Origin of the sequence: Streptomyces sp. NPDC058239 (assembly GCF_042882185.1) — a bacterium.
Lineage (GTDB): Bacteria > Actinomycetota > Actinomycetes > Streptomycetales > Streptomycetaceae > Streptomyces.
On the sequence record NZ_JBHVWS010000012.1, the window covers coordinates 23901 to 42501 of the forward strand.

Here is an 18601-nt window from a genome sequence, read left to right on the forward strand (position 1 = left end):
CAACGCCGTTGGGCGCCGGGGCGATGGGGGGATGCGGTGCGGTTGTACGCGGTGGTGGCGGCGGGTGGGTTCCGGCGCTATGCCACTTACCGGACCGCGACGGCGGCGGGAGTGTTCACCAACACCGTCTTCGGTTTCATCATGGCGTACACCTATGTGGCGCTGTGGGACGAGCGTCCGCAGCTCGGCGGTTACGACATGCCCCAGGCGCTCACCTATGTGTGGCTGGGGCAGGCGCTGCTGATGACCTGCGCCATGATGGGCGGCGGTTTCGAGGACGAGCTGATCGAGCGGATCCGCACGGGCGATGTCGCGGTGGATCTCTACCGGCCGGTGGACCTCCAACTGTGGTGGCTGGCCGGTGACTTGGGCCGGGCGGCGTTCCATCTGCTGGGCCGCGGCATCGTGCCGATGCTGCTGGGCTCGCTCGCCTTCGATCTGGCGCTGCCCGCCTCGCCGGGGGTCTGGCTGGCCTTCCTCGTCTCGGTGGCGCTCGGTGTCGTGGTCAGTTTCGCGATCCGCTATCTGGTGGCGCTCTCCGCGTTCTGGCTGCTGGACGGGGCGGGGGTGTCGCAGATGACGGGCCTGGCCGGGATGTTCTTCTCCGGGATGCTGCTGCCGCTGACGCTGTTCCCCGGAGTGCTGGGCGACGTGGCGCGGGTGCTGCCGTGGTCGTCGCTGCTCCAGGTGCCGGCCGATGTGCTGCTCGGCAAGAGCACGGGGTGGGGGCTGGTGGAGGCGTACGCCTTCCAGGGCGGCTGGGCGCTGACGCTGCTGCTGGTGGGGCGGTTGGTGCAGTCGGTGGCGACGAGGAGGGTGGTGGTTCAGGGTGGCTGAGACGGCCGGTGCGATGGAGGTGGCCGAGGCGGCGGACACGCCCGAGGTGGTGTTCGTCGAGCGGTCGAGGCTCGTCGAGGGGGTCCGGGCGTACGGGCTGATCGCGACGATGTGGCTGCGCTCGACGATGGCGTACCGCGCCTCGTTCGCGATGACGGCGTTCGGGAACTTCGCGGTGACCGCCTTCGACTTCGTCGCGATCCTGCTGATGTTCCAGCACGTGGATGCGCTGGGCGGTTACACGCTGGCGGAGATCGCGCTGCTGTACGGGGCCTCGGGCACCGCGTTCGGTCTCGCCGATCTGGTGATGGGCTCGATGGACCGGCTGGGGCGGCGGGTGCGCGACGGCACGCTGGACACGCTGCTGGTACGGCCGGTGCCGGTGCTCGCCCAGGTCGCGGCGGACAGGTTCGCGCTGCGCAGGATGGGGCGGATCACCCAGGGGGCGCTGGTCCTGGGGTACGCGCTGGTGACGCTGGACATCGGGTGGACACCGCTGAAGGTGGCGATGATTGCGCTGATGCTGCTGAGCGGGGCGGCGATCTTCGCGGCGGTGTTCGTGGCCGGGGCGGCGTTCCAGTTCGTCGCGCAGGATGCCTCCGAGGTGCAGAACTCCTTCACGTACGGGGGAAACACGCTGCTTCAGTACCCGCCGTCGATCTTCTCGAAGGACCTGGTGCGCGGGGTCACGTTTGTTGTGCCGCTGGCCTTCGTGAACTGGCTGCCCGCGCTGTATGTGCTGGGCCGGGACTATCCGCTGGGCCTGCCGGACTGGGTGGCGTTCCTGCCTCCGGTGGTGGCGGTCCTGTGCTGGCTGCTCGCGGGCCTGGCCTGGCGCTCGGGCCTGCGCGCATACCGCAGCACAGGCAGTTGACGAAAACATCGAGCAGGGCGAGGGAAAGGGCGAGGGCATCGGGCATGAACGCAGAAACCGACATCGACACCGGCACGGACATCGGCAGGGGCGGCGGCACCGGCTTCATCGAGCTCGACAACGTCGAAAAGGTCTTCGACGTGCGCCGTAAGACCGGCTTCATGCGCAGCGAACGCCGCCAGGTGCGAGCGGTCGACTCCATCAGCTTTTGCGTCGCGCGTGGCGAGATGGTCGGCTACATCGGCCCGAACGGTGCCGGGAAGTCGACCACGATCAAGATGCTGACCGGCATCCTCACCCCGAGCGGCGGCCGGCTGCGGGTGGCGGGCATCGACCCGTCCAGGGAGCGGACGAGGCTGGCTCACCGCATCGGTGTGGTGTTCGGCCAGCGCACCACGCTCTGGTGGGACCTGCCGCTGCGCGACTCGTACCGGCTGATGCACCGGATGTACCGGATTCCCGACGCCCGCTACCGCGAGAATCTGGACCGCTGTGTCGAACTCCTCGATCTGGGCGAGCTGTTGGACGTACCCGTACGGCAGCTCTCGCTGGGGCAGCGGATGCGCGGCGACATCGCGGCGGCGCTGCTGCACGATCCCGAGGTGCTGTACCTGGACGAGCCGACGATCGGTCTGGACGTCGTCTCCAAGGCCAAGGTCCGTGGATTCCTCCGGGACCTGAATGCCGAACGTGGCACGACCGTGCTGCTCACCACGCACGATCTGACGGACATCGAGCAGCTCTGCAAGCGTGTGATGGTGATCGACCACGGCCGTCTGATGTACGACGGGGCGCTCGCCGGACTGCATGAGGTGGGCGAGAGCGAGCGGATGCTGGTGGTCGACCTGGACCGTCAACTCCCGCCGATCCGGCTGGAGTCCGCGCCTTCGGTGCGTACGGTGAAGGTGGAGGGGCCGCGCCAGTGGCTGGCCTTCCCGGCCTCGGAGTCGGCCGCACCGCTGGTCGCCCGGATCGCGGCGGACTACCCGCTGGTCGACCTGTCGGTGCGGGAGCCCGACATCGAGGCCGTGATCGCGAAGATGTACGTGTCGGCCGACGGCAGGTAGATCGGTGACGGGAGCGTACGCGTTCAATAGGCTGCGCGGTATGACAAGTGACCTTCCGGAAATGCGTGCTTCCGACGCCGAGCGTGAGCGTGTCGCCGAGACCCTGCGCGAGGCGGTGGCCGAGGGTCGGCTGGAGATGGAGGAGTTCGAGCAGCGGCTCGAAGCGGCCTACAGGGCGCGCACACATGGGGAGTTGGAACCGCTCGTCCGGGACCTTCCGGCACCGGGCACTGAAGTGGCCCCGTTGGGTGCGGCCCCGGTGCCGACCGGTTCGGCGGTGCGTTGGGCGGACCGTATCGGCAAGCCCGCCACGTCGGGTGGTGCGTTCGCGTTCTGGGGCGGGTTCGGCCGCCGGGGGAACTGGACGGTGGGCCGCAAGTTCACCGCGTTCGCGATGTGGGGCGGCGGTGAGATCGATCTGCGCGACGCCAACTTCGAGGACCGCGAGGTGGTCATCCGCTGCTTCACGATCATGGGCGGTATGCACGTGACGGTCCCGCCGGAGCTCAATGTCGAGGTCAGGGGCATCGGCATCATGGGCGGCTTCGGCGAGCGCTCGAAGGACGAGGGAGTTCCGTCGCCGGATTCCCCGCGGGTGCGGATCACCGGCCTCGCATTGATGGGCGGAGTCGGCGTGGAGCGCAAGCGGAGCAAGGCGGAGAAGCAGCGGCTGAGGGACGCGGAGCGGGAGCGGGGGCGGCTGGAGAAGGGCCGCGGGTCCTCGGACCGCTCCGAGGACTGAGTCCGGGACGTCTTCCGGTCTTCCGCTGACCCCGGCCCCGCCGTCAGAGTTCGTCGGAGACGGGACCGTCCTGCTCCAGGGCCGGCAGGTCGACCAGTGAGCCCAGTCGCCGGTAGCCCGTGTCGTTCAGGTGGAGATGGTCGCCGCAGTCGTAGGCGGGCAGCAGCCGGGTCGGGTGGTACGGGTCGCGGGCGGCCGTGTCGAAGTCGATGACCGAGTCGAAGATCCCGCCCGCCCGGATCAGCTCGTTGACCTGTTCCCGTACGGCGTTCCGTGCGGGTGTCCAGGTGCGGAACCCCTCGTACGGCATCAGCGTCGCCCCGACGACCCGCAGTCCGCGTGCGTGGGCGCGCTGGGTCATGGACCGCAGCGCGTCCGCGATGCGCTGCGGGTCGGTCTCCTGCGGGAACTGCTGCACATCGTTGATGCCGAGCGCGATGACGACCGTCTTCACCCCGGCGACGTCCAGTACGTCGCGGTCGAAGCGGGCGCTCGCCCGTACGCCGCGTCCGTCGCGCAGGATGCGGTTGCCCGCGATGCCGGCGTTGACCACTCCGTACCGGCCGCGCAGCCGGTCGGCGAGCACATCGGGCCAGCGGCTGTTCGTGTCGAGGGTGGAGCCGGTGCCCGCGGTGAGCGAGTCCCCGATCACCGCGATCGTTCCGGCGGCGGTCTCGTTGTGTACGTCGACGGCGGTGAGGTAGCGCCAGTCGGTGGTGCGCCAGGTGCCCCGCCCGTCCTCCACGTACGACGTCTGGTGGGTGCCCGGGTGGATGGTGACGGGGCCCTCGGCGGTGGGGGTGCTCAGGGTGACGACGAGATCGGCGTCGGCGACGACCGGGACGAGGACGGGGTCGCTGACGATCTGTCCGCCCGCCGCGACGGTCACGGCGGCGGCGCCCCTGAAGGTCACGGGGCGGGTGTTCACCGTGGCGTGGTCCACGACCAGCGGGTGAGTGCCGAAGAGGTTGGAGAGGGTGATGCGGGCCGCGTCGCCGCCGATGCTGGTGTGCACGACGTTACGGATGGTGCGCCGGGTCGGGTCGCTGCCGTTGTACGTGTCGGTCACCCCGGTGGTGGGGGCCGTCGCCCAGGTGCCGAGCCAGAGGCCGGTGGAGTGGGCCGGTGCGGCGGGCGTACGGGCCACGGACCGCGGGTCGGGTGCGGCGATCTGCTGCGACGGGGTGCCGGAGCCGGAGAAGAACAGGGAGCCGGCGAACGCCACGCCGGCGGCGAGCGCGGCGGTGCCCGCCACGAGGGCGATGTGCAGGGCGTACCCCTGGCGCCTGGGCATGGACGGTGTGTCTCCTCGTGGTTGGACCGATCCCATGATGGGGCAAGGCGTCGGGAACTCGACGTGCGGCCCGGGAGTAGGTCAGGTAAGGACAATGCGTACGGGACACCGGGGGCGATGCGTACGCGGACGGGTGGAGCGGATGGAACGGATCGATGGGACCGGACCCGGGGAACAGGGTGCGGGGCGGCCGGAGCATGCCCGGGAGCAGGTGGCGGGCGCGGCCCGTCCCGCGCCCGGCGGCCGCCCGGCCCCCCTCGCCTCGTTCGCGTACACCGCAGCCGACGAGGAGAAGCGTCGCGGCGTACGCCGGATGAAGACCACGGCCACGGGCCTCCTTCTGCTGGTCGCGCTCGTGTACGTCCTTGCCACCTGGGCGAAGAACGCGGGTGTGGGCGGCTGGCCGGGCTTCGTCGCCGCGGCCGCCGAGGCGGGGATGGTGGGTGCGCTGGCCGACTGGTTCGCCGTCACGGCGCTGTTCAAGCGTCCGCTCGGCCTGCCGATCCCGCACACCGCCATCATCCCCTCCAAGAAGGACCAGCTGGGAGCCTCCCTGGGTTCCTTCGTCGGCGAGAATTTTCTCTCCGGCGATGTCGTACGGAGCCGTATCCACGCCCTGGGTATCGGTGGCCGGCTCGGTGCCTGGCTGGCCGAGCCGGATCACGCCGACCGGGTGACCGCCGAGCTGTCGACCGCGCTGCGCGGTGCGTTGACGGTGCTGCGGGACTCCGATGTGCAGGCCGTGGTGGGTGAGGCGATCACCCGCCGGGCCAATGCGGCGGAGATCGCTCCCGGTCTCGGCAAGATGCTGGAGAAGATCGTCGCGGACGGCGGCCACCGCAGGATGGTGGACCTGATCTGTGTGCGCGCCCACGACTGGCTGGTGCTGCACGGCGATTCGGTGATGGACGCGGTGCAGGGCGGGGCGCCGGGCTGGACGCCGCGGTTCGTCGACAAGCGGGTGGGGGAGCGGGTCTACAAGGAACTGCTGCGCTTCATCACGGAGATGCGGGACATGCCGGGGCACCCGGCGCGCGGTTCGGTCGACACGTTCCTGACGGACTTCGCGGCCGACCTCCAGACGGACTCGGACACCCGGGCACGGGTGGAGCGGCTGAAGTCGGAGATCCTGGGGCGCGGCGAGGTCCAGGAGGTCATCGCATCGGCCTGGTCGTCGGTGCGCACGATGATGATTGCGGCTGCGGACGACGAGCAGAGCGAGCTGCGGCTGCGCGCGCGGGCCTCACTGCTGACGTTCGGCGCGCGGCTGGCGACGGACGGGCGGATGCAGGCCAAGCTGGAGGGCTGGCTGGAGGACGCGGCGGTCTATGTCGTCACGACGTACCGCGCGGAGATCACGTCGCTGATCAGTGACACCGTCGCGAGCTGGGACGCGGACCAGACATCGAAGAAGATCGAGGCGCACATCGGCCGTGACCTGCAGTTCATCCGGATCAACGGCACGGTGGTGGGTGCGCTGGCGGGGCTGCTGATCTATACGGTGTCGCGGGCACTGGGGGCGTAGGGCCCGGGGTTCCGGCTCGTCGCAGCCCTGAGGGTTCCGGGTGCGTATCCGTCCTGTCGTACGGATACGCACCCGGCTTACACGGGGGAGTGCCCTTGAATACGCACATGGTCCCGCCCGCGTTCAACGCGTCCGGCAGATGATCACCGGCAGTCCGTACGCGATTCAGGCGGCCCGGCGGGTGACTGCCCACGACGCGGCGGCCACGCTGCCCGCCACGGCGAAGACGGCGGGCCAGGCGCCGACCTTCTTGGCCAGCGGGTGCGAACCGGCGAACGCGGCGACATACGCGGTGGTCAGCCCGACGGCCGCGCGCGGCCCGGCCTGCCGGTTCCACTCGTACGCGGCGACGGTGCCCGCGGCGGCGAGGGCGACCCCGCCCAGCGGCCGCTTCTTGGTCCACCGTGCGACGGCGTACCCGCCGACCAGCCCGCTCGCCGCCACCGCCGCTGCCGGAACCTTCGCCATCGCAGCCACCTTCGCCTTCTTGTCTGGGTTGTCCGGACCCGGAGCCCGGGCCTTCGAGGCTAACGCGGCGTGCGGACTTCCTGTCGCCGAGGGGGTGCACAAGCGTTTACCCTTGGGGGTGAACGAGCGTGCACCCCTGCGCGAAGCCCCTGCCGACGAGCTGACGGAGAGCCATGCCCGCGGACATACCCGCACCGACCGCCGCCACTGATGAGGCCCCGCACCCCCGTTTCGCCGTAGGCGTCCTCGCGTTCTGCGGTGTCGTGGTCGCGGTCATGCAGACGATCGTCGTCCCGCTCCTCCCGCACATCCCGGCCCTCACCGGCGCGACCCCCGCCGCAGCGAGCTGGCTGGTCACCGTCACCCTCCTCACCGGCGCCGTCTTCACGCCCGTCCTGGGCCGGGTCGGTGACATGTACGGCAAGCGCCGGGTGCTCGTCGCCTCGCTCATGGTGCTGGTGGTGGGCTCGGTCCTGTGCGCGGTCAGCTCCCACATCGGGGTGCTGATCACCGGCCGCGCCCTGCAGGGTGCGGCGCTCGCCGTCGTACCACTGGGCATCAGCATCCTGCGCGACGAACTCCCGCCCGAGCGGGTGCTGTCCGCCGTGGCGCTGATGAGCTCCACGCTCGGCATCGGCGCGGCGGTCGGGCTGCCGGTCGCGGCGCTCGTCGTCGAGAACTTCGACTGGCACACGATGTTCTGGGTCTCGGGAGCGATCGGCGTCATCGACATCGTGCTGGTGCTGTGGTGCGTACCGGAATCCCCGCTCCGCACCCGCGGCCGTTTCGACGCCGTCGGCGCGCTGGGTTTGTCCGGGGCCCTGGTCTGTCTGCTGCTCGCGGTCACCCAGGGCGCCGACTGGGGCTGGACGTCGGCGCGGACGGTCGGTCTGCTGGTGGCCGCTGTCGTCGTGGCGCTGGTCTGGGGTGCGTACGAGCTCCGCGTCCCGACACCGATGGTCGATCTGCGGGTCTCGGCCCGCCCGGCCGTCCTGCTCACCAACGTCGCCGCCCTGCTGATCGGCTTCGCCTTCTATGCGAACTCCCTGGTCACCGCGCAGATGGTGCAGGAGCCGAAGGCGACGGGTTACGGGCTCGGCGCCTCGCTCGTCGTCAGCGGGCTGTGTCTGCTGCCGGGCGGCGTGATGATGGTGGCGCTCTCGCCGGTCTCGGCGCGGATCTCCGCGAAGCACGGTCCGAAGGTGAGCCTGGCGCTGGCGGCGGGCGTGATCGCGGCCGGCTACGCGGTGCGGTACTTCACCAGCCACAGCCTCTGGATGATCATCGCCGGTGCGACGGTCGTCGCCTCGGGCACCGCCATCGCGTACTCGGCGCTGCCCGCGCTGGTCATGCGTGGCGTCCCGGTCAGTGAGACGGGCGCGGCCAACGGCCTCAACACCTTGATGCGGTCGATCGGGCAGGCCTTCTGCAGCGCGACGGTGGCCGCGGTCCTCGCCAACATCACGTTCCAGGCGGGCGGCCGGACGGCCCCGACGCTCCACGCCTACCAGCTGGTCTTCCTGATCGCGGCGGGCGCGGCGCTCGCGGCGCTGCTGGTCACGCTGTGCCTGCCGGGCAGCCGTACGCCCACGGCGGGTACGGTCGAAGAGAGCCGCAACGCCCCGGGCGACCGGAAGGACGGTGTGCGGACGATGCCGATCCAGGAGGGCGCATGACCAGCCGCCAGGCCACTGTTCCGGCCCCGGCTCCGGCCCCGACCGCTGTCGATCCGGGCACGGGCCGGGACGCGATCCTGCGCGCCGCCCGCCGGGCATTCACACAGCGCCCCTACGCCGAGGTGACCATAAGGGGGATAGCGGCCGACGCCGGAGTGAGCCCGTCCCTGGTCGTCAAGCACTTCGGCCGCAAGGAAGAACTCTTCAACACCGTCGCCGACTTCGGCCCCGCCGCCGCCGAACTCTTCGACGCCCCGCTCGACATGCTGGGCCGCCACATGGTGGTGACGCTGGTGAGCCGACGCCGGGAACTGCAGTCCGACCCACTGCTGCGGGTCGTCTTCTCGCTCGGCAACCGCGACGAACGCTCCCTGCTGCGCGACCGCTTCCACGAACAGGTCACCGGCGCCCTGGCCGCCCGCCTCACCGGCCCCGAAAGCACCCTGCGCGCCGAACTGATCGCCGGCCACCTCCTCGGCCTCGGCGCCACCCTCAGCCTCCACCGCGAGGGCGCGGGCGCGGACGCCACCCCCGAACACATCGCGGACCTGTACGCACCCGCGCTGCAGACCCTGATCACGGGGTGAGGAACGGGGGCGACGCCGGGCCGGGGATGTAAGGTCTGGTCCAATCGGACGAGGGGGGCCTCATGTCTATCCGCACCAACGTGCGTGGTGTCGCAACAGCCGTGGCCGCGGCAGCGGTTCTCGGAGCGTTCCTGGTGGGCTGCACCAGCGTCTCCACGTCGCAGGGACCGGGTGACGACGTTCCCTACGTGGACCCGTCCGTGAACGCGTCGGTCGTGGCCAAGGCGGTCGACGCCGCCGCCGCGGCGAAGAGCGCTTCGGACGAGGCGAGTGCGCGAGCGGAGGCCGCCGCGGCGGCCGAGGCCGCCAGGAACAGGCCGGTGGCCGTACGCGACGCCTTCGCCGGCCTCCAGGCCACCCTGTACGACAACTGCACCCCGGGATCGGCGAACTGCGCCTACTTCCTGGGCCGGGTCAACGACGAACTGGCCGGCCTGGACAAGGCCATGAAGGCGGACGCCCAGGGCCCCGGCCACTTCAAGGAACCGCTGGCCCGGATCAGCACCCTGCGCAAGACGCTGAACGGCGACACCTCCACGGAAAACCTGGAGAAGCACCGCTCCGAACTGATCGGCACCCGCGACCGCATCAACACCTGGATGCAGGGCCACCCGGAGGACTACCGCTGACGGTCGCCGCCCTGTGCCGGCCGGGCCGGGCGGCGGCGCCGTCACGGGTGATACAGCGCCCGCGAACGGCCCGGGTCGACCGCCCCACCCTCGTCCGTGGGCAGCCCGATACGCAGGAAATGGTCCGCCTGCCACTCCTGCGTACGGCCGGCCTGGCGATTGGGCGTTGTCACCCAGGGCGGGTAAACGCGGAAGGCGCGCTTCCCACCGGAACCGTTTCTCGACACGATGCCCCGCTCGCAGAGCACGTCCCGCGGAAACACGAACTGGCCGAAGTGGCCGGTGTCACGGGTGCTGATGACGAAGAGATCGACAGGGTCCTTTGAGTCGTAGGGCTGAATCGGCCCGTCGGCGGACCGCTTCCACACCGTCACGAACTGGCCGGCCTTCGTCGGGGTCGTCCTGGCCACCCGGAACCTGACGGCGGCGCCGTCCACGCTGAATACATGTGCCCCGTACTCGGCGCTCTCCGCCTCGGGCACCGGCCGGGAACATATGAACCCGCACGGGTCGTAGACCAGCGCCTTCGCCGCGAGAAGGTCGGCGTGCATCGGCCCGTCGCGCGACCAGGGCTCGGGTGCGGGTCCGGGACCACAAGACGTCATCATTCACCCCATTCTGTCATCGCGCCGCAGGTGGGCCGCCGACGAGCGCGATGGGGCCGGGCCCGGGCCCGGCCGCCGCGGCCGACCCCGAGCCCCCGCCCGGCCGGCGGGGCCTCGCCATGCCCTGCCCCCGGCCGGTCCGCCGCCCTCCCGGCGCTATGATCGGCACACAATTTGAACTCGTTCAAAAGGGGGAGCAGGTCATGCCTGAGCCGACTGTGCCCGACCGAACCGACACACCCGCCGTCGCCCTGGGTCCCACCGCACTTGTCCTCGGCGCCGTCTCCGCCACAGGTGCATGGGTGCCCGCGCTCGTGTTCGTCACGCTCCCATGGGCGTTCATCGCCGGAGCCCTCTCCATCACCCTCGGCGCAGCGGGCATCCACTACGCCCACCACGGCACCGGCCGCCTGTGGACCGCCATCGCCGGAACCACCCTCGGCGTCATCGGACTCGTCGGCACCATCGTCCTCATCCGGGCGATCAGCGCCTGACCCCTCAGCCCCCGGTGGGAGTCACTCGGCTCGCCCGACTCCCACCGGGTGGGCCGCAGTTGCGTCGCCCTACCCGCGCTCGATCTCCGCGGCCCGCCCCGTCAGCAGCCCGAGCACCTGTCCCAGCTGCTCGCGGGCGCCCGGATCGGCGATGATCCCCTCCGCGTCGACCGCGTTCCGGTCCACGGTGATCCGTACGCAGGCCGGTTCCACGATGTCCGCACCCGTGTAGCCGAGCACCGTCCGCAGCGTGGCCTCCGCGCCCCGGCCACGGCCGGGGGCGGCGGCGTTCACCCACGCGGTCGGCTTGTCGCAGATCTCGGTGCCACCGACCGTCCAGTCCAGCAGATTCTTGAACGCCCCCGGCAGGGTTCCCGCGTACTCCGGCGTACAGACCAGAACGGCATCCGCCTCGTCGATCGCCGAACGCAACGCGGCCACCGGCTCCGGTAGCGGCTCGGCGTCGTCATCGGGATTGAAGTGCGGGAGCGCCGCGAGGCCACCGTAGAGAACGGTCCGTACGCCCGTAGGTGCCACGGCCTGCACGGTGCGCAGCACGGTCTCGTTGGAGGAACCGCTGCGCAGACTTCCGGACAGCAAAAGGATCACACGGGGCGTCGGCATGTCCGGTCAACCAGTGACGGTCGGACCTCATTCCCCGCATGAGAGAGGGGCCGCCCCCGGGACGGCCCCTCTCTCGGTCTGCGCGGTGGTGGCGGGATCAGCCGAAGGCGACGGAACGGAGCTTCAGCCGGTCGGAGGCGTGGCCACCGTTCGGCCGGAGGAGGAAGAAGTCGCCCTCGCAGCCGACGCCGGTGAAGACAACGGCGGTCGCGTCGGTGTTGTTCCACGGAGTGTGGGCGGGGCTCGACGAACCGGGGTCGGCGACCTCGGGCAGGGTGATGCACACCCCGCTCGGCGGGTCGATCAGGAAGCCGACCTGCGGGGAGCCGTCGAGACCGCTGTAGGTGTAGCTGAAGTCACCGGAGGCCGCATCGGCCGAGGACGGCACAGCCACGATGAGCGCGAGCGCGCCGAGGGCGGCAGCCACGGTGGAACGAAGACGCATGAAGGGCACTCCTTGTGCGGGGAAAAATCGGAACCGGCCCAAGTCTGTGCCGCTGACCTGCGGTTACTGTCAGATGTGGGGTTCCGTCACCCGGACGGGAGCTGCCGAATCGGTTCTGCCGACGGCCATGTGGGTCATGTACCGCGCTCGCCGGGTTGACCACCGCCGCGGCCGGGTCATGACAGCGCGGGCGGCGCTTCGGAGGCGGGGTCCGGTTGTCTGGTGGCGCGTACGGTGTCGAGGTACTCGCCGATCGCGTCCCTGTTGCGCATCAGGCACTGGATGCGCTCGGTCATGCGGTCGCGCTCGTGCTCCAGCGTGGCGAGCATCTCCGGTGTCGCGTCGGGGAAGTGGATCGTCCGGGGTTTGTTGAGGCAGGGGAGGATCTGTTTGATGATCCTGGTGGGCAGTCCGGCATCGAGCAGCCCTCTGATCTGCCTGACCCGGTCCACGCAGAACTCGTCGTAGTCGCGGTAGCCGTTCGGGGAGCGGTCGGCGACGATCAGGCCCTGCTCCTCGTAGTAGCGCAGCAGCCGCCGGGGTGTGGCGGTGCGCTCCGACAGCTCTCCGATACGCATGTGACCGACCTCACGGCTTGTCGCGTTGACCCTCACATCGATGTGATGGTTCGAGCATACGCACCATGCGAACTCACAGTGCACGGACCGCAATTGGATCCCGTACCGATACCGACGACGATGCCGAGGCCGGGCGGCGCCGGAGACTTCCCATGCCGGCACTGCTGGCCCTGGCCACGGCCGTCTTCATCACCAGCCTCACCGAAACTCTGCCCGCGGGCCTGCTGCCCGCCATGAGCGCCGATCTCGGGGTCGGCGAATCCGCGATGGGTCAGACGGTGACCATCTACGCCATCGGCACCGCGCTCACGGCGATCCCCCTGACCGCGGCCACCGCGGGCTGGCGGCGCAAGCGGCTGCTGCTGACGGCGATGGCGGGATTCGCCGTGGCCAACACGGTCACGGCGGTCTCGTCGGACTACTCCCTGATGATGGTGGCCCGGTTCGTCGCCGGGGTGGCCGCGGGTCTGGCCTGGGCGCTGTTGGCCGGGTACGCCCGGCGCCTGGCACCCCTCCATCTTCAGGGCCGGGCGATCGCGATCGCCATGTCCGGCATCCCGGTCGCCCTGTCGCTGGGAGTGCCCGCAGGGACCTTCCTCGGCCGGGCGCTCGACTGGCGGGTGGCCTTCCTGGTCATGACCGCGCTCACCGTCGTCCTGCTCGCCTGGATCACCGCGACCGTCCCGGACCACCCCGGCCGGCGGCGGGACGGCCGGACCCCGGTGCTGCGGACCTTCCGCATTCCCGGCGTGGCTCAAGTCCTGTTCGTCACCCTGGTCTTCGTGCTGGCCCACACGATCCTCTATACGTACATCGCCACGTTCCTCGACCGGCTCGGCATGGGCGACTCGACCGACCTCGTGCTGCTGGTCTTCGGCGCCGCGTCCCTGGTGAGCATCTGGATCGTGGGGGCCGCGATCAGCCGGCGACTGCGTACCCTCACCATCGCGTCCGTACTGCTGGTGGCCGCTGCGGCCGCCGTCCTGGCGGTGCCGGCCGGCAGCCCCGTTCTCGTCCACGTGGCGGTGGCGCTGTGGGGGCTCGGCTGGGGAGGCGCCCCCACCCTCCTGCAGAGCGCGGCGAGCGAGGCGGCGGGCGACGAGGCGGACGCGGCGCAGGGCGCGCAGGCCATGCTCGTCACGCTGTGGAACGCGGCCATGGCCGGTGGCGGAGTCGTGGGCGGCGTCCTGCTGGACATTTTCGGCTCAAAGGCCTTTCCCTGGAGCGTACTTGTGTTGATGCTGCCGGTTGCGGCGGTGGTGACCGCCGCCCGCGCACACGGATTCCCGGCACGGCGCGCGAGTGCGACCCGGTGAACTCTCGCAACCGGCCTGAGGGCTGTCCCGTGACTGTTGGTCGTCACTGGGTGGCGGCGCGAAGATCCCGGATGTACCAGTCGAAGTGTGTGCCGTCCTTGCTGTGCGTCTGCCGGCCGGGGGTGAAACCTGCTCGCTGCGCGACTGCGGCAGATGCGGGATTCTCCGGCTCCACCTGGATCACCGCCTCCGCCCCGCCCTCACCGGCCGCGTACTGGGACGCCAAGAGGACCGCGCGGGTAGCCAGGCCACGCCCCCGCCACGACGGATAGAGGCCGTACGCGACATTCACCTGGCCGGGCGCCAGACCTTCTCCTGCGAACCGCAAGTCGATCGTCCCGGCGAGCACCTCGTCGCCGCCCACGCGGATGCCGAAAGCGCGGAGTGGCCCCGCGGTGTCCCACTGTTCCCGGCAGTGCCGGAAGTAGGCTTCGACACCCTGGTGCGTGCCGGGACCGCCGTTGAGCCAGCGAACGAGCAGCTGGTCCTCCCCCGTGAGATGCGCCTCGACGTCGTCCAGGCGCAGGGGGGACAGAGTGATGATCCCGTCGGACAGCTTCACTTCAGGCATCCGGCGATTCTTCACGCGAGAACCGTGCCGCACCATCGGATTGTCGCAAACTCCACCAACCACCAGGTCGTCATCGATACCGACGGCGGCTACCGGGTCACCGGCCTGGTCATCCCGCACCGCCGCGAGCGCGGTCGGGCCGAACTCCCCGCCTGGAAAGAGGAACACAACATCTCCCACCGTGAGGTCCGCGCCCGCGTCGGTTCAATGCGGGCGTGTCCCTTCGGTGTCCGCCGGCACCGAGCGTGGGGCAATCGGATTGGCCCTGGGATCGTTAACCGGCCGCCGTTCTGGGCCTCTTGTGGGTTACAGCGTTTCCGGCCTTCTGATTGCGTTGGGGGAGGGCCGCCTCCCACGCGCATTGGGAGTGAAATAAAACAAACGGCGATCTTTGGACCATTTCAGCAGCCAATCCACAAACGCGGTCGTTTGGGTGACCCTGCCGAGCGCCAAATTCCTCCTTGTAACGTTCGAGGCGAAGGGACGCGAGCATGGCTGACTGGAAGCAGGTCTCTGGTGGTCTCACGACGATCTCGGTCGGGTCCAGGACTCATGTGTGGGGCGTGAACTCCCTGGGCCAGATCTACCGGTACACCGGGCATGACTCCAACCCGTGGGTCGGTATTCCCGGTAAGGCGGTGGACATCGGCGTGGGCGCCGACGGCACCGTCTACCACGTCAACTCCGCCGGTGGGATCTACCGCTACACCGGAGATCAGGGCTCCACCGACTGGGTTGCCGTCTCCGGGGGCCTCACCCGTATCTCGGTCGGGTCCAGGACTCATGTGTGGGGCGTGAACTCCCTGGACCAGATTTACCGGTACACCGGGCATGACACCAACCCCTGGGTTGGTATTCCGGGCAGGGCGGTGGACATCGGTGTGGCCGCCGACGGCACCGTTTGGCACGTCAACTCCGGTGGCGGGATCTACCGCTACACGGGAGACCAACCGAGCTGACCCCAGGCAGCAACTGCGAGGGGCCCCTGCCCGGGATGGCAGAGGCCCCTCGTGACTGAGCAATCAGCGCGGCCGGGCCCAAGGCCGCCATCACCGCCGGCAGTACCCACGAATGCCCGGTGTCGGTGCGCAGTCGCGCGAGCGCTGCGGCGCAGCCCACAGCAAGGCCGCTCGCCGGCAACAGCGGCAACTTGAAGGCGCTCTGCGAGGTGCAGAGGGCATGACCGAGGAGGGTGAGCAGCCACAGGATTCCTGCTCCGAGTACCAACATCCAAGTGATCTCAATCGTGTTGATCATCACCCCGTGCTAACTGAACGTATGAGCTAGCGTTCCGAAAGTGATCAACACCTCACTCCCCTCTGACCAGGCCTCTTCAACCGTCGCGGCGCTGACGCGGGCACTCTTCGGCGACCGGATGGATCAGCTCCACGAGCCCTGGCGCAAGCTGTTCAGTACTGAGCCATTCAGCTTCAGAGAAGGGCTGTCACCCGATGAACGTGCCGCACTGTCCTACGAGCGTTTACGTCTGATCAACGACGCACTCGACAGACCCGAGGACTTCGTGGTCGATGTGGAACGACTCACGGCACTCCATGAATGGGTCGGCCCGGTGGACGCGGGACTGGGAACAGTGGCGAGTATCCACTACAACCTCTTCCTCGGCAGCCTCCTCGAACACACGTCGGGCCCGAACCGCGATCTTCGGGAGTTCGTCGAGCTGCGGCGCACAGGAACGTTTCTGTGCACGGAGGTCGGGCACGGCAACAGCGCCTCGCAACTGGAGACCACCGCCACGTACGACCGAACCGCGGGCGAGTTCGTTCTGAACACTCCCAGTGCGGCCGCCCGCAAGTTCATGCCGAACACCAGCTCCACCGGCGGTCCCAAAACCGCTGTCGTCGCCGCCCGCCTCATCACGGATGGCAAGGACCAGGGCGTCTTCCTGTTTCTCGCTCGGCTCAGCGACGAGACCGGGCTCCCGATGCCAGGAGTCGAGATACGCAGGCTGCCACAGACAGCCACCGCCCCTGTCGACCACTGCATCACATCCTTTGACAACGTCCGTCTGCCACAAGAAGCGCTGCTGCAGGCCGACCACGGACGCCTCTCACCGGAAGGCGTCTTCACGAGTTCGATCGGCAGCCCCCGAAAGCGTTTCCTGCACTCCATCGGTCGCGTCACCGCCGGCAAGCTCTGTATGAGCGCCTACAGCCTCGGTGTCACGCGCCACGCGCTCGCCGTAGCCGTACGGCACGCCCACGCGAGGCAGACTTCCGGCGTGACAGCCGGGGGCAGCGTTCCGCTGTTCGCTCACCGCAGCCACCACGCCCCGCTCCTCGACGCCATCGCCACCACCTACGCCGCGACTCTCCTGCACCGCGCCGCGGTACGGCAGTGGGCGCAGGCAACGGAGCCGGAGCGGGAGAACGGTGAGCGGTTCGCAGCCATAGTCAAGGGCTGGATCACCTGGCGGGCCCGCGCCGTCATGACTGAGTGCCGCGAACGCTGCGGTGCGCAGGGGCTCTTCCTGGCCAACGGAATCGCGGGACAGTTGGCAGCCAACGAGGGAACCATCACGGCGGAGGGTGACAACCTCGTCATCTGGGTCAAGGCCGCCGGCGAAATGCTTCTTGGACACTTCACTCCGAAGGAGCCCCATGATGCGCCGCCCGAGGCTCGCGACCTCGACGATCCGGTTTTCCTCCAGGACCTATTGGCGGACATCGAACGCATCTGGCATCAGCGTGCCCGTACGCGCCTGCGCAGCGGAACAGCCGGCAATCCCCTCAACCGATGGAACACCACCGTCACACCGGCTCTGGAACTGGTCGACGCCTACGCACACAGCCAGGCTGCCCAAGCTCTTCTGGACGTCGCCGCCCAGACTCCTCACCCCGAAGCGCAGCGCCGGCTGCGTCTGCTGCACCGCCTGTTCACCCTGCGCCGTGTGGCGGCTCACAGTGGAGACCTGCTTGCGGAGGGGTACCTGACCAGCGCTCAGGTGAGGCAGCTCCCCGACGCGACCGAGAGTGCCGTCGCGGAACTCGCACCCGAGGCCTTGACCCTCACGAACGGATTCGCCGTCGTGGAGGAGGTTCTCCTCGACCATCCCATCAACCGTCCTGATGCCTTCGATGGCATCCTGCTGCCCCGGTGAGAGGCTCGGAGTGAGATCTCCGAGCCGTGCGCCCCGCGGCGTCGTGCCGGGAAAAGGCGTGTCACCACAGGGGACACGGTCCTAGAGTGGCGCGGTGATGACCCGGATGATCGTGCTCAACGGTGGCTCCAGCTCGGGGAAGTCCGGGATCGTCCGGTGCCTGCAGGCGGTCCTGCCGGATCCCTGGCTCGCCTTCGGGGTCGACACACTGATCCAGGCGATGCCCGCGTCCATGCAGGCGTCGGACGCGGGCATCGAGTTCGCTCCGGACGGTGAGGTGATCGTCGGCCCCGAGTTCCGTACGTTGGAGACGGCGTGGATCGACGGTGTCGCCACGATGGCCCGCGCCGGAGCCAGGGTCATCGTCGACGAGGTCTTCCTCGGCGGGGCGGCGTCCCAGCGGCGGTGGCAGAAGGCGCTCGGTGGAGTGCAGGTGTTGTGGGTCGGCGTCCGGTGCGAGAGCGCGGTTGCCGCAGCGCGTGAGATCGCGCGCGGCGACCGGGTCACAGGAATGGCGGCGTCGCAGGCGGAGGTGGTCCACCGGGGCGTGATCTACGACCTGGAGGTGAACACGACGCGGAGCGAGTCCATGGAGTGCGCGCGGATCATCGCCGACCGCATCGACTGATCCGTCGGGTTGTTGCGGCCGCTTCCGGCCACAGCACTACACGTCGCCGAGATCCAGCTCACCGACGACCTGGTCCCCGCTCATCTCCCCGGTCAGCCGGAACCCGAGTTTCAGATAAAACTTCTCGGGCCCGTGCGCTCCGGGAACCCAGCTCACGGTCGTACGCGTCTGCCCGCGCCGCCGTATCTCCTCGCACACCGCCTCCACGGCGAAGCGGCCGTAACCGCGACCCTGTTCGTCGGCGGCGATGTTCAGCCGCCAGAGCCCGGAGCGGAGCCTGTCATCCGGCTTGTCCGGATCGAACCGGACATCGAAGAAGGCCATGACGAAGCCCACGAGCCGCTCACCGTCGAAGATCAGCCGGGGCCAGGCGACCTCGGGTGCGGCATACGCCTGAGCCAGCGACCAGGCGACCGGCTTCACGAGCCCGTCCTGGTCGGGGCGTACTTTCAGCAGGCAGGCGGCCTCGACGTTGTCGGACGTGACCTTTTCGAGGCGAAGCGATGAAGACATGTCCGCAACC

The 18601-nt window shown here is 69.5% G+C and carries 21 protein-coding genes and 1 pseudogene; 14 read left to right on the top strand and 8 right to left on the bottom strand.

Going from position 1 to position 18601, the window contains the following annotated elements; all coding sequences use genetic code 11:
• Positions 1–36 precede the first annotated feature (36 nt).
• The 4 genes from ACFVYE_RS16095 (at position 37) to ACFVYE_RS16110 (ending at position 3520) form a co-directional block, all read left to right on the top strand.
• Positions 37–837 (top strand): ABC transporter permease, encoded by an 801-nt coding sequence (locus tag ACFVYE_RS16095; protein ID WP_383961228.1) that lies wholly within the window; start codon positions 37–39, stop codon positions 835–837.
• 13 nt (positions 838–850) lie between these two features.
• On the top strand, positions 851–1711 hold the full coding sequence (locus ACFVYE_RS16100) for an ABC transporter permease (protein WP_383961381.1): 861 nt from the start codon (positions 851–853) through the stop codon (positions 1709–1711).
• A gap of 44 nt (positions 1712–1755) precedes the next feature.
• Positions 1756–2778 carry an ATP-binding cassette domain-containing protein gene (locus tag ACFVYE_RS16105; RefSeq protein ID WP_383961231.1) on the top strand — a complete coding sequence of 341 codons (1023 nt, stop codon included), beginning with the start codon at positions 1756–1758 and terminating at the stop codon, positions 2776–2778.
• 61 nt (positions 2779–2839) lie between these two features.
• Positions 2840–3520: a DUF1707 domain-containing protein gene (locus ACFVYE_RS16110; protein WP_383961384.1), complete on the top strand. Its 681-nt coding sequence runs from the start codon at positions 2840–2842 to the stop codon at positions 3518–3520.
• Positions 3521–3563: 43 nt separating this feature from the next.
• Here the strand turns inward: ACFVYE_RS16110 and ACFVYE_RS16115 are convergent, their stop codons facing one another.
• A complete protein-coding gene (locus tag ACFVYE_RS16115; RefSeq protein ID WP_389605946.1) occupies positions 3564–4814 on the bottom strand; it encodes an SGNH/GDSL hydrolase family protein in 1251 nt (416 codons plus the stop codon).
• A gap of 142 nt (positions 4815–4956) precedes the next feature.
• Here ACFVYE_RS16115 and ACFVYE_RS16120 point away from each other — a divergent pair, with 142 nt between their 5' ends.
• Entirely contained in the window at positions 4957–6339 is a 1383-nt protein-coding gene (locus tag ACFVYE_RS16120) for a DUF445 domain-containing protein (protein ID WP_389605948.1), read from the top strand.
• Between the two features lie 165 nt (positions 6340–6504).
• Here ACFVYE_RS16120 and ACFVYE_RS16125 read toward each other — a convergent pair whose 3' ends face one another.
• Complete coding sequence (locus tag ACFVYE_RS16125) at positions 6505–6807, bottom strand: hypothetical protein (RefSeq protein WP_093900313.1); 303 nt, start codon at positions 6805–6807, stop codon at positions 6505–6507.
• A 173-nt stretch (positions 6808–6980) separates the two neighbouring features.
• Here ACFVYE_RS16125 and ACFVYE_RS16130 point away from each other — a divergent pair, with 173 nt between their 5' ends.
• From ACFVYE_RS16130 to ACFVYE_RS16140, 3 genes are all read left to right on the top strand, one after another.
• Positions 6981–8483 carry an MFS transporter gene (locus tag ACFVYE_RS16130; RefSeq protein ID WP_389605951.1) on the top strand — a complete coding sequence of 501 codons (1503 nt, stop codon included), beginning with the start codon at positions 6981–6983 and terminating at the stop codon, positions 8481–8483.
• Positions 8480–9070: a TetR family transcriptional regulator gene (locus ACFVYE_RS16135; protein WP_383961243.1), complete on the top strand. Its 591-nt coding sequence runs from the start codon at positions 8480–8482 to the stop codon at positions 9068–9070. Before ACFVYE_RS16130 ends, ACFVYE_RS16135 begins: the two co-directional genes overlap by 4 nt.
• Positions 9071–9132: 62 nt before the next feature.
• Entirely contained in the window at positions 9133–9699 is a 567-nt protein-coding gene (locus tag ACFVYE_RS16140) for a hypothetical protein (protein ID WP_389605953.1), read from the top strand.
• Positions 9700–9740: 41 nt separating this feature from the next.
• On the opposite strand, the gene ACFVYE_RS16145 is transcribed toward ACFVYE_RS16140, so the two are convergent.
• Entirely contained in the window at positions 9741–10307 is a 567-nt protein-coding gene (locus ACFVYE_RS16145) for a MepB family protein (RefSeq protein WP_383961249.1), read from the bottom strand.
• A gap of 200 nt (positions 10308–10507) precedes the next feature.
• Between ACFVYE_RS16145 and ACFVYE_RS16150 the strand changes: the two genes are divergently transcribed.
• Positions 10508–10798, top strand: a complete 291-nt coding sequence (locus ACFVYE_RS16150) for a hypothetical protein (protein WP_389605955.1) — start codon at positions 10508–10510, stop codon at positions 10796–10798.
• 69 nt (positions 10799–10867) lie between these two features.
• On the opposite strand, the gene ACFVYE_RS16155 is transcribed toward ACFVYE_RS16150, so the two are convergent.
• The 3 genes from ACFVYE_RS16155 to ACFVYE_RS16165 form a co-directional block, all read right to left on the bottom strand.
• Positions 10868–11422: an NADPH-dependent FMN reductase gene (locus ACFVYE_RS16155; protein ID WP_389605957.1), complete on the bottom strand. Its 555-nt coding sequence runs from the start codon at positions 11420–11422 to the stop codon at positions 10868–10870.
• Positions 11423–11519: 97 nt separating this feature from the next.
• Entirely contained in the window at positions 11520–11867 is a 348-nt protein-coding gene (locus ACFVYE_RS16160; protein WP_389605959.1) for a hypothetical protein, read from the bottom strand.
• Positions 11868–12043: 176 nt separating this feature from the next.
• On the bottom strand, positions 12044–12445 hold the full coding sequence (locus tag ACFVYE_RS16165) for a MerR family transcriptional regulator (protein ID WP_389605961.1): 402 nt from the start codon (positions 12443–12445) through the stop codon (positions 12044–12046).
• Between the two features lie 65 nt (positions 12446–12510).
• On the opposite strand from ACFVYE_RS16165, the gene ACFVYE_RS16170 reads away from it, so the two are divergent.
• A complete protein-coding gene (locus ACFVYE_RS16170; RefSeq protein WP_383961263.1) occupies positions 12511–13761 on the top strand; it encodes an MFS transporter in 1251 nt (416 codons plus the stop codon).
• 43 nt (positions 13762–13804) lie between these two features.
• On the opposite strand, the gene ACFVYE_RS16175 is transcribed toward ACFVYE_RS16170, so the two are convergent.
• Complete coding sequence (locus ACFVYE_RS16175; RefSeq protein WP_383961266.1) at positions 13805–14332, bottom strand: GNAT family N-acetyltransferase; 528 nt, start codon at positions 14330–14332, stop codon at positions 13805–13807.
• An 81-nt stretch (positions 14333–14413) separates the two neighbouring features.
• On the opposite strand from ACFVYE_RS16175, the pseudogene ACFVYE_RS16180 reads away from it, so the two are divergent.
• The 4 genes and pseudogenes from ACFVYE_RS16180 to cpt all read left to right on the top strand — a co-directional run.
• Positions 14414–14533 (top strand): annotated as a pseudogene (locus tag ACFVYE_RS16180) (IS5/IS1182 family transposase); the annotation flags it as partial.
• A gap of 290 nt (positions 14534–14823) precedes the next feature.
• Entirely contained in the window at positions 14824–15291 is a 468-nt protein-coding gene (locus ACFVYE_RS16185) for a tectonin domain-containing protein (protein ID WP_389605963.1), read from the top strand.
• Positions 15292–15629: 338 nt separating this feature from the next.
• Complete coding sequence (locus tag ACFVYE_RS16190) at positions 15630–17450, top strand: acyl-CoA dehydrogenase (protein WP_389605965.1); 1821 nt, start codon at positions 15630–15632, stop codon at positions 17448–17450.
• A 106-nt stretch (positions 17451–17556) separates the two neighbouring features.
• Entirely contained in the window at positions 17557–18078 is a 522-nt protein-coding gene (gene cpt, locus ACFVYE_RS16195; RefSeq protein WP_389606071.1) for a chloramphenicol phosphotransferase CPT, read from the top strand.
• Between the two features lie 36 nt (positions 18079–18114).
• Here the strand turns inward: cpt and ACFVYE_RS16200 are convergent, their stop codons facing one another.
• Complete coding sequence (locus ACFVYE_RS16200) at positions 18115–18591, bottom strand: GNAT family N-acetyltransferase (RefSeq protein WP_383961274.1); 477 nt, start codon at positions 18589–18591, stop codon at positions 18115–18117.
• Positions 18592–18601 lie beyond the last annotated feature (10 nt).

Bases quoted from the DNA above. Each gene is read 5' to 3' on its own strand.
- ACFVYE_RS16125 (WP_093900313.1), bottom strand. From the start codon at position 6,807: ATGGCGAAGGTTCCGGCAGCGGCGGTGGCGGCGAGCGGGCTGGTCGGC.
- ACFVYE_RS16165 (WP_389605961.1), bottom strand. From the start codon at position 12,445: ATGCGTATCGGAGAGCTGTCGGAGCGCACCGCCACACCCCGGCGGCTG.
- ACFVYE_RS16175 (WP_383961266.1), bottom strand. From the start codon at position 14,332: ATGCCTGAAGTGAAGCTGTCCGACGGGATCATCACTCTGTCCCCCCTG.
- ACFVYE_RS16160 (WP_389605959.1), bottom strand. From the start codon at position 11,867: ATGCGTCTTCGTTCCACCGTGGCTGCCGCCCTCGGCGCGCTCGCGCTC.
- ACFVYE_RS16110 (WP_383961384.1), top strand. From the start codon at position 2,840: ATGCGTGCTTCCGACGCCGAGCGTGAGCGTGTCGCCGAGACCCTGCGC.
- ACFVYE_RS16130 (WP_389605951.1), top strand. From the start codon at position 6,981: ATGCCCGCGGACATACCCGCACCGACCGCCGCCACTGATGAGGCCCCG.
- ACFVYE_RS16150 (WP_389605955.1), top strand. From the start codon at position 10,508: ATGCCTGAGCCGACTGTGCCCGACCGAACCGACACACCCGCCGTCGCC.
- ACFVYE_RS16145 (WP_383961249.1), bottom strand. From the start codon at position 10,307: ATGATGACGTCTTGTGGTCCCGGACCCGCACCCGAGCCCTGGTCGCGC.
- ACFVYE_RS16105 (WP_383961231.1), top strand. From the start codon at position 1,756: ATGAACGCAGAAACCGACATCGACACCGGCACGGACATCGGCAGGGGC.
- ACFVYE_RS16200 (WP_383961274.1), bottom strand. From the start codon at position 18,591: ATGTCTTCATCGCTTCGCCTCGAAAAGGTCACGTCCGACAACGTCGAG.
- ACFVYE_RS16155 (WP_389605957.1), bottom strand. From the start codon at position 11,422: ATGCCGACGCCCCGTGTGATCCTTTTGCTGTCCGGAAGTCTGCGCAGC.
- ACFVYE_RS16140 (WP_389605953.1), top strand. From the start codon at position 9,133: ATGTCTATCCGCACCAACGTGCGTGGTGTCGCAACAGCCGTGGCCGCG.
- cpt (WP_389606071.1), top strand. From the start codon at position 17,557: ATGATCGTGCTCAACGGTGGCTCCAGCTCGGGGAAGTCCGGGATCGTC.
- ACFVYE_RS16185 (WP_389605963.1), top strand. From the start codon at position 14,824: ATGGCTGACTGGAAGCAGGTCTCTGGTGGTCTCACGACGATCTCGGTC.
- ACFVYE_RS16170 (WP_383961263.1), top strand. From the start codon at position 12,511: ATGCGAACTCACAGTGCACGGACCGCAATTGGATCCCGTACCGATACC.
- ACFVYE_RS16115 (WP_389605946.1), bottom strand. From the start codon at position 4,814: ATGCCCAGGCGCCAGGGGTACGCCCTGCACATCGCCCTCGTGGCGGGC.
- ACFVYE_RS16120 (WP_389605948.1), top strand. From the start codon at position 4,957: ATGGAACGGATCGATGGGACCGGACCCGGGGAACAGGGTGCGGGGCGG.
- ACFVYE_RS16135 (WP_383961243.1), top strand. From the start codon at position 8,480: ATGACCAGCCGCCAGGCCACTGTTCCGGCCCCGGCTCCGGCCCCGACC.
- ACFVYE_RS16100 (WP_383961381.1), top strand. From the start codon at position 851: ATGGAGGTGGCCGAGGCGGCGGACACGCCCGAGGTGGTGTTCGTCGAG.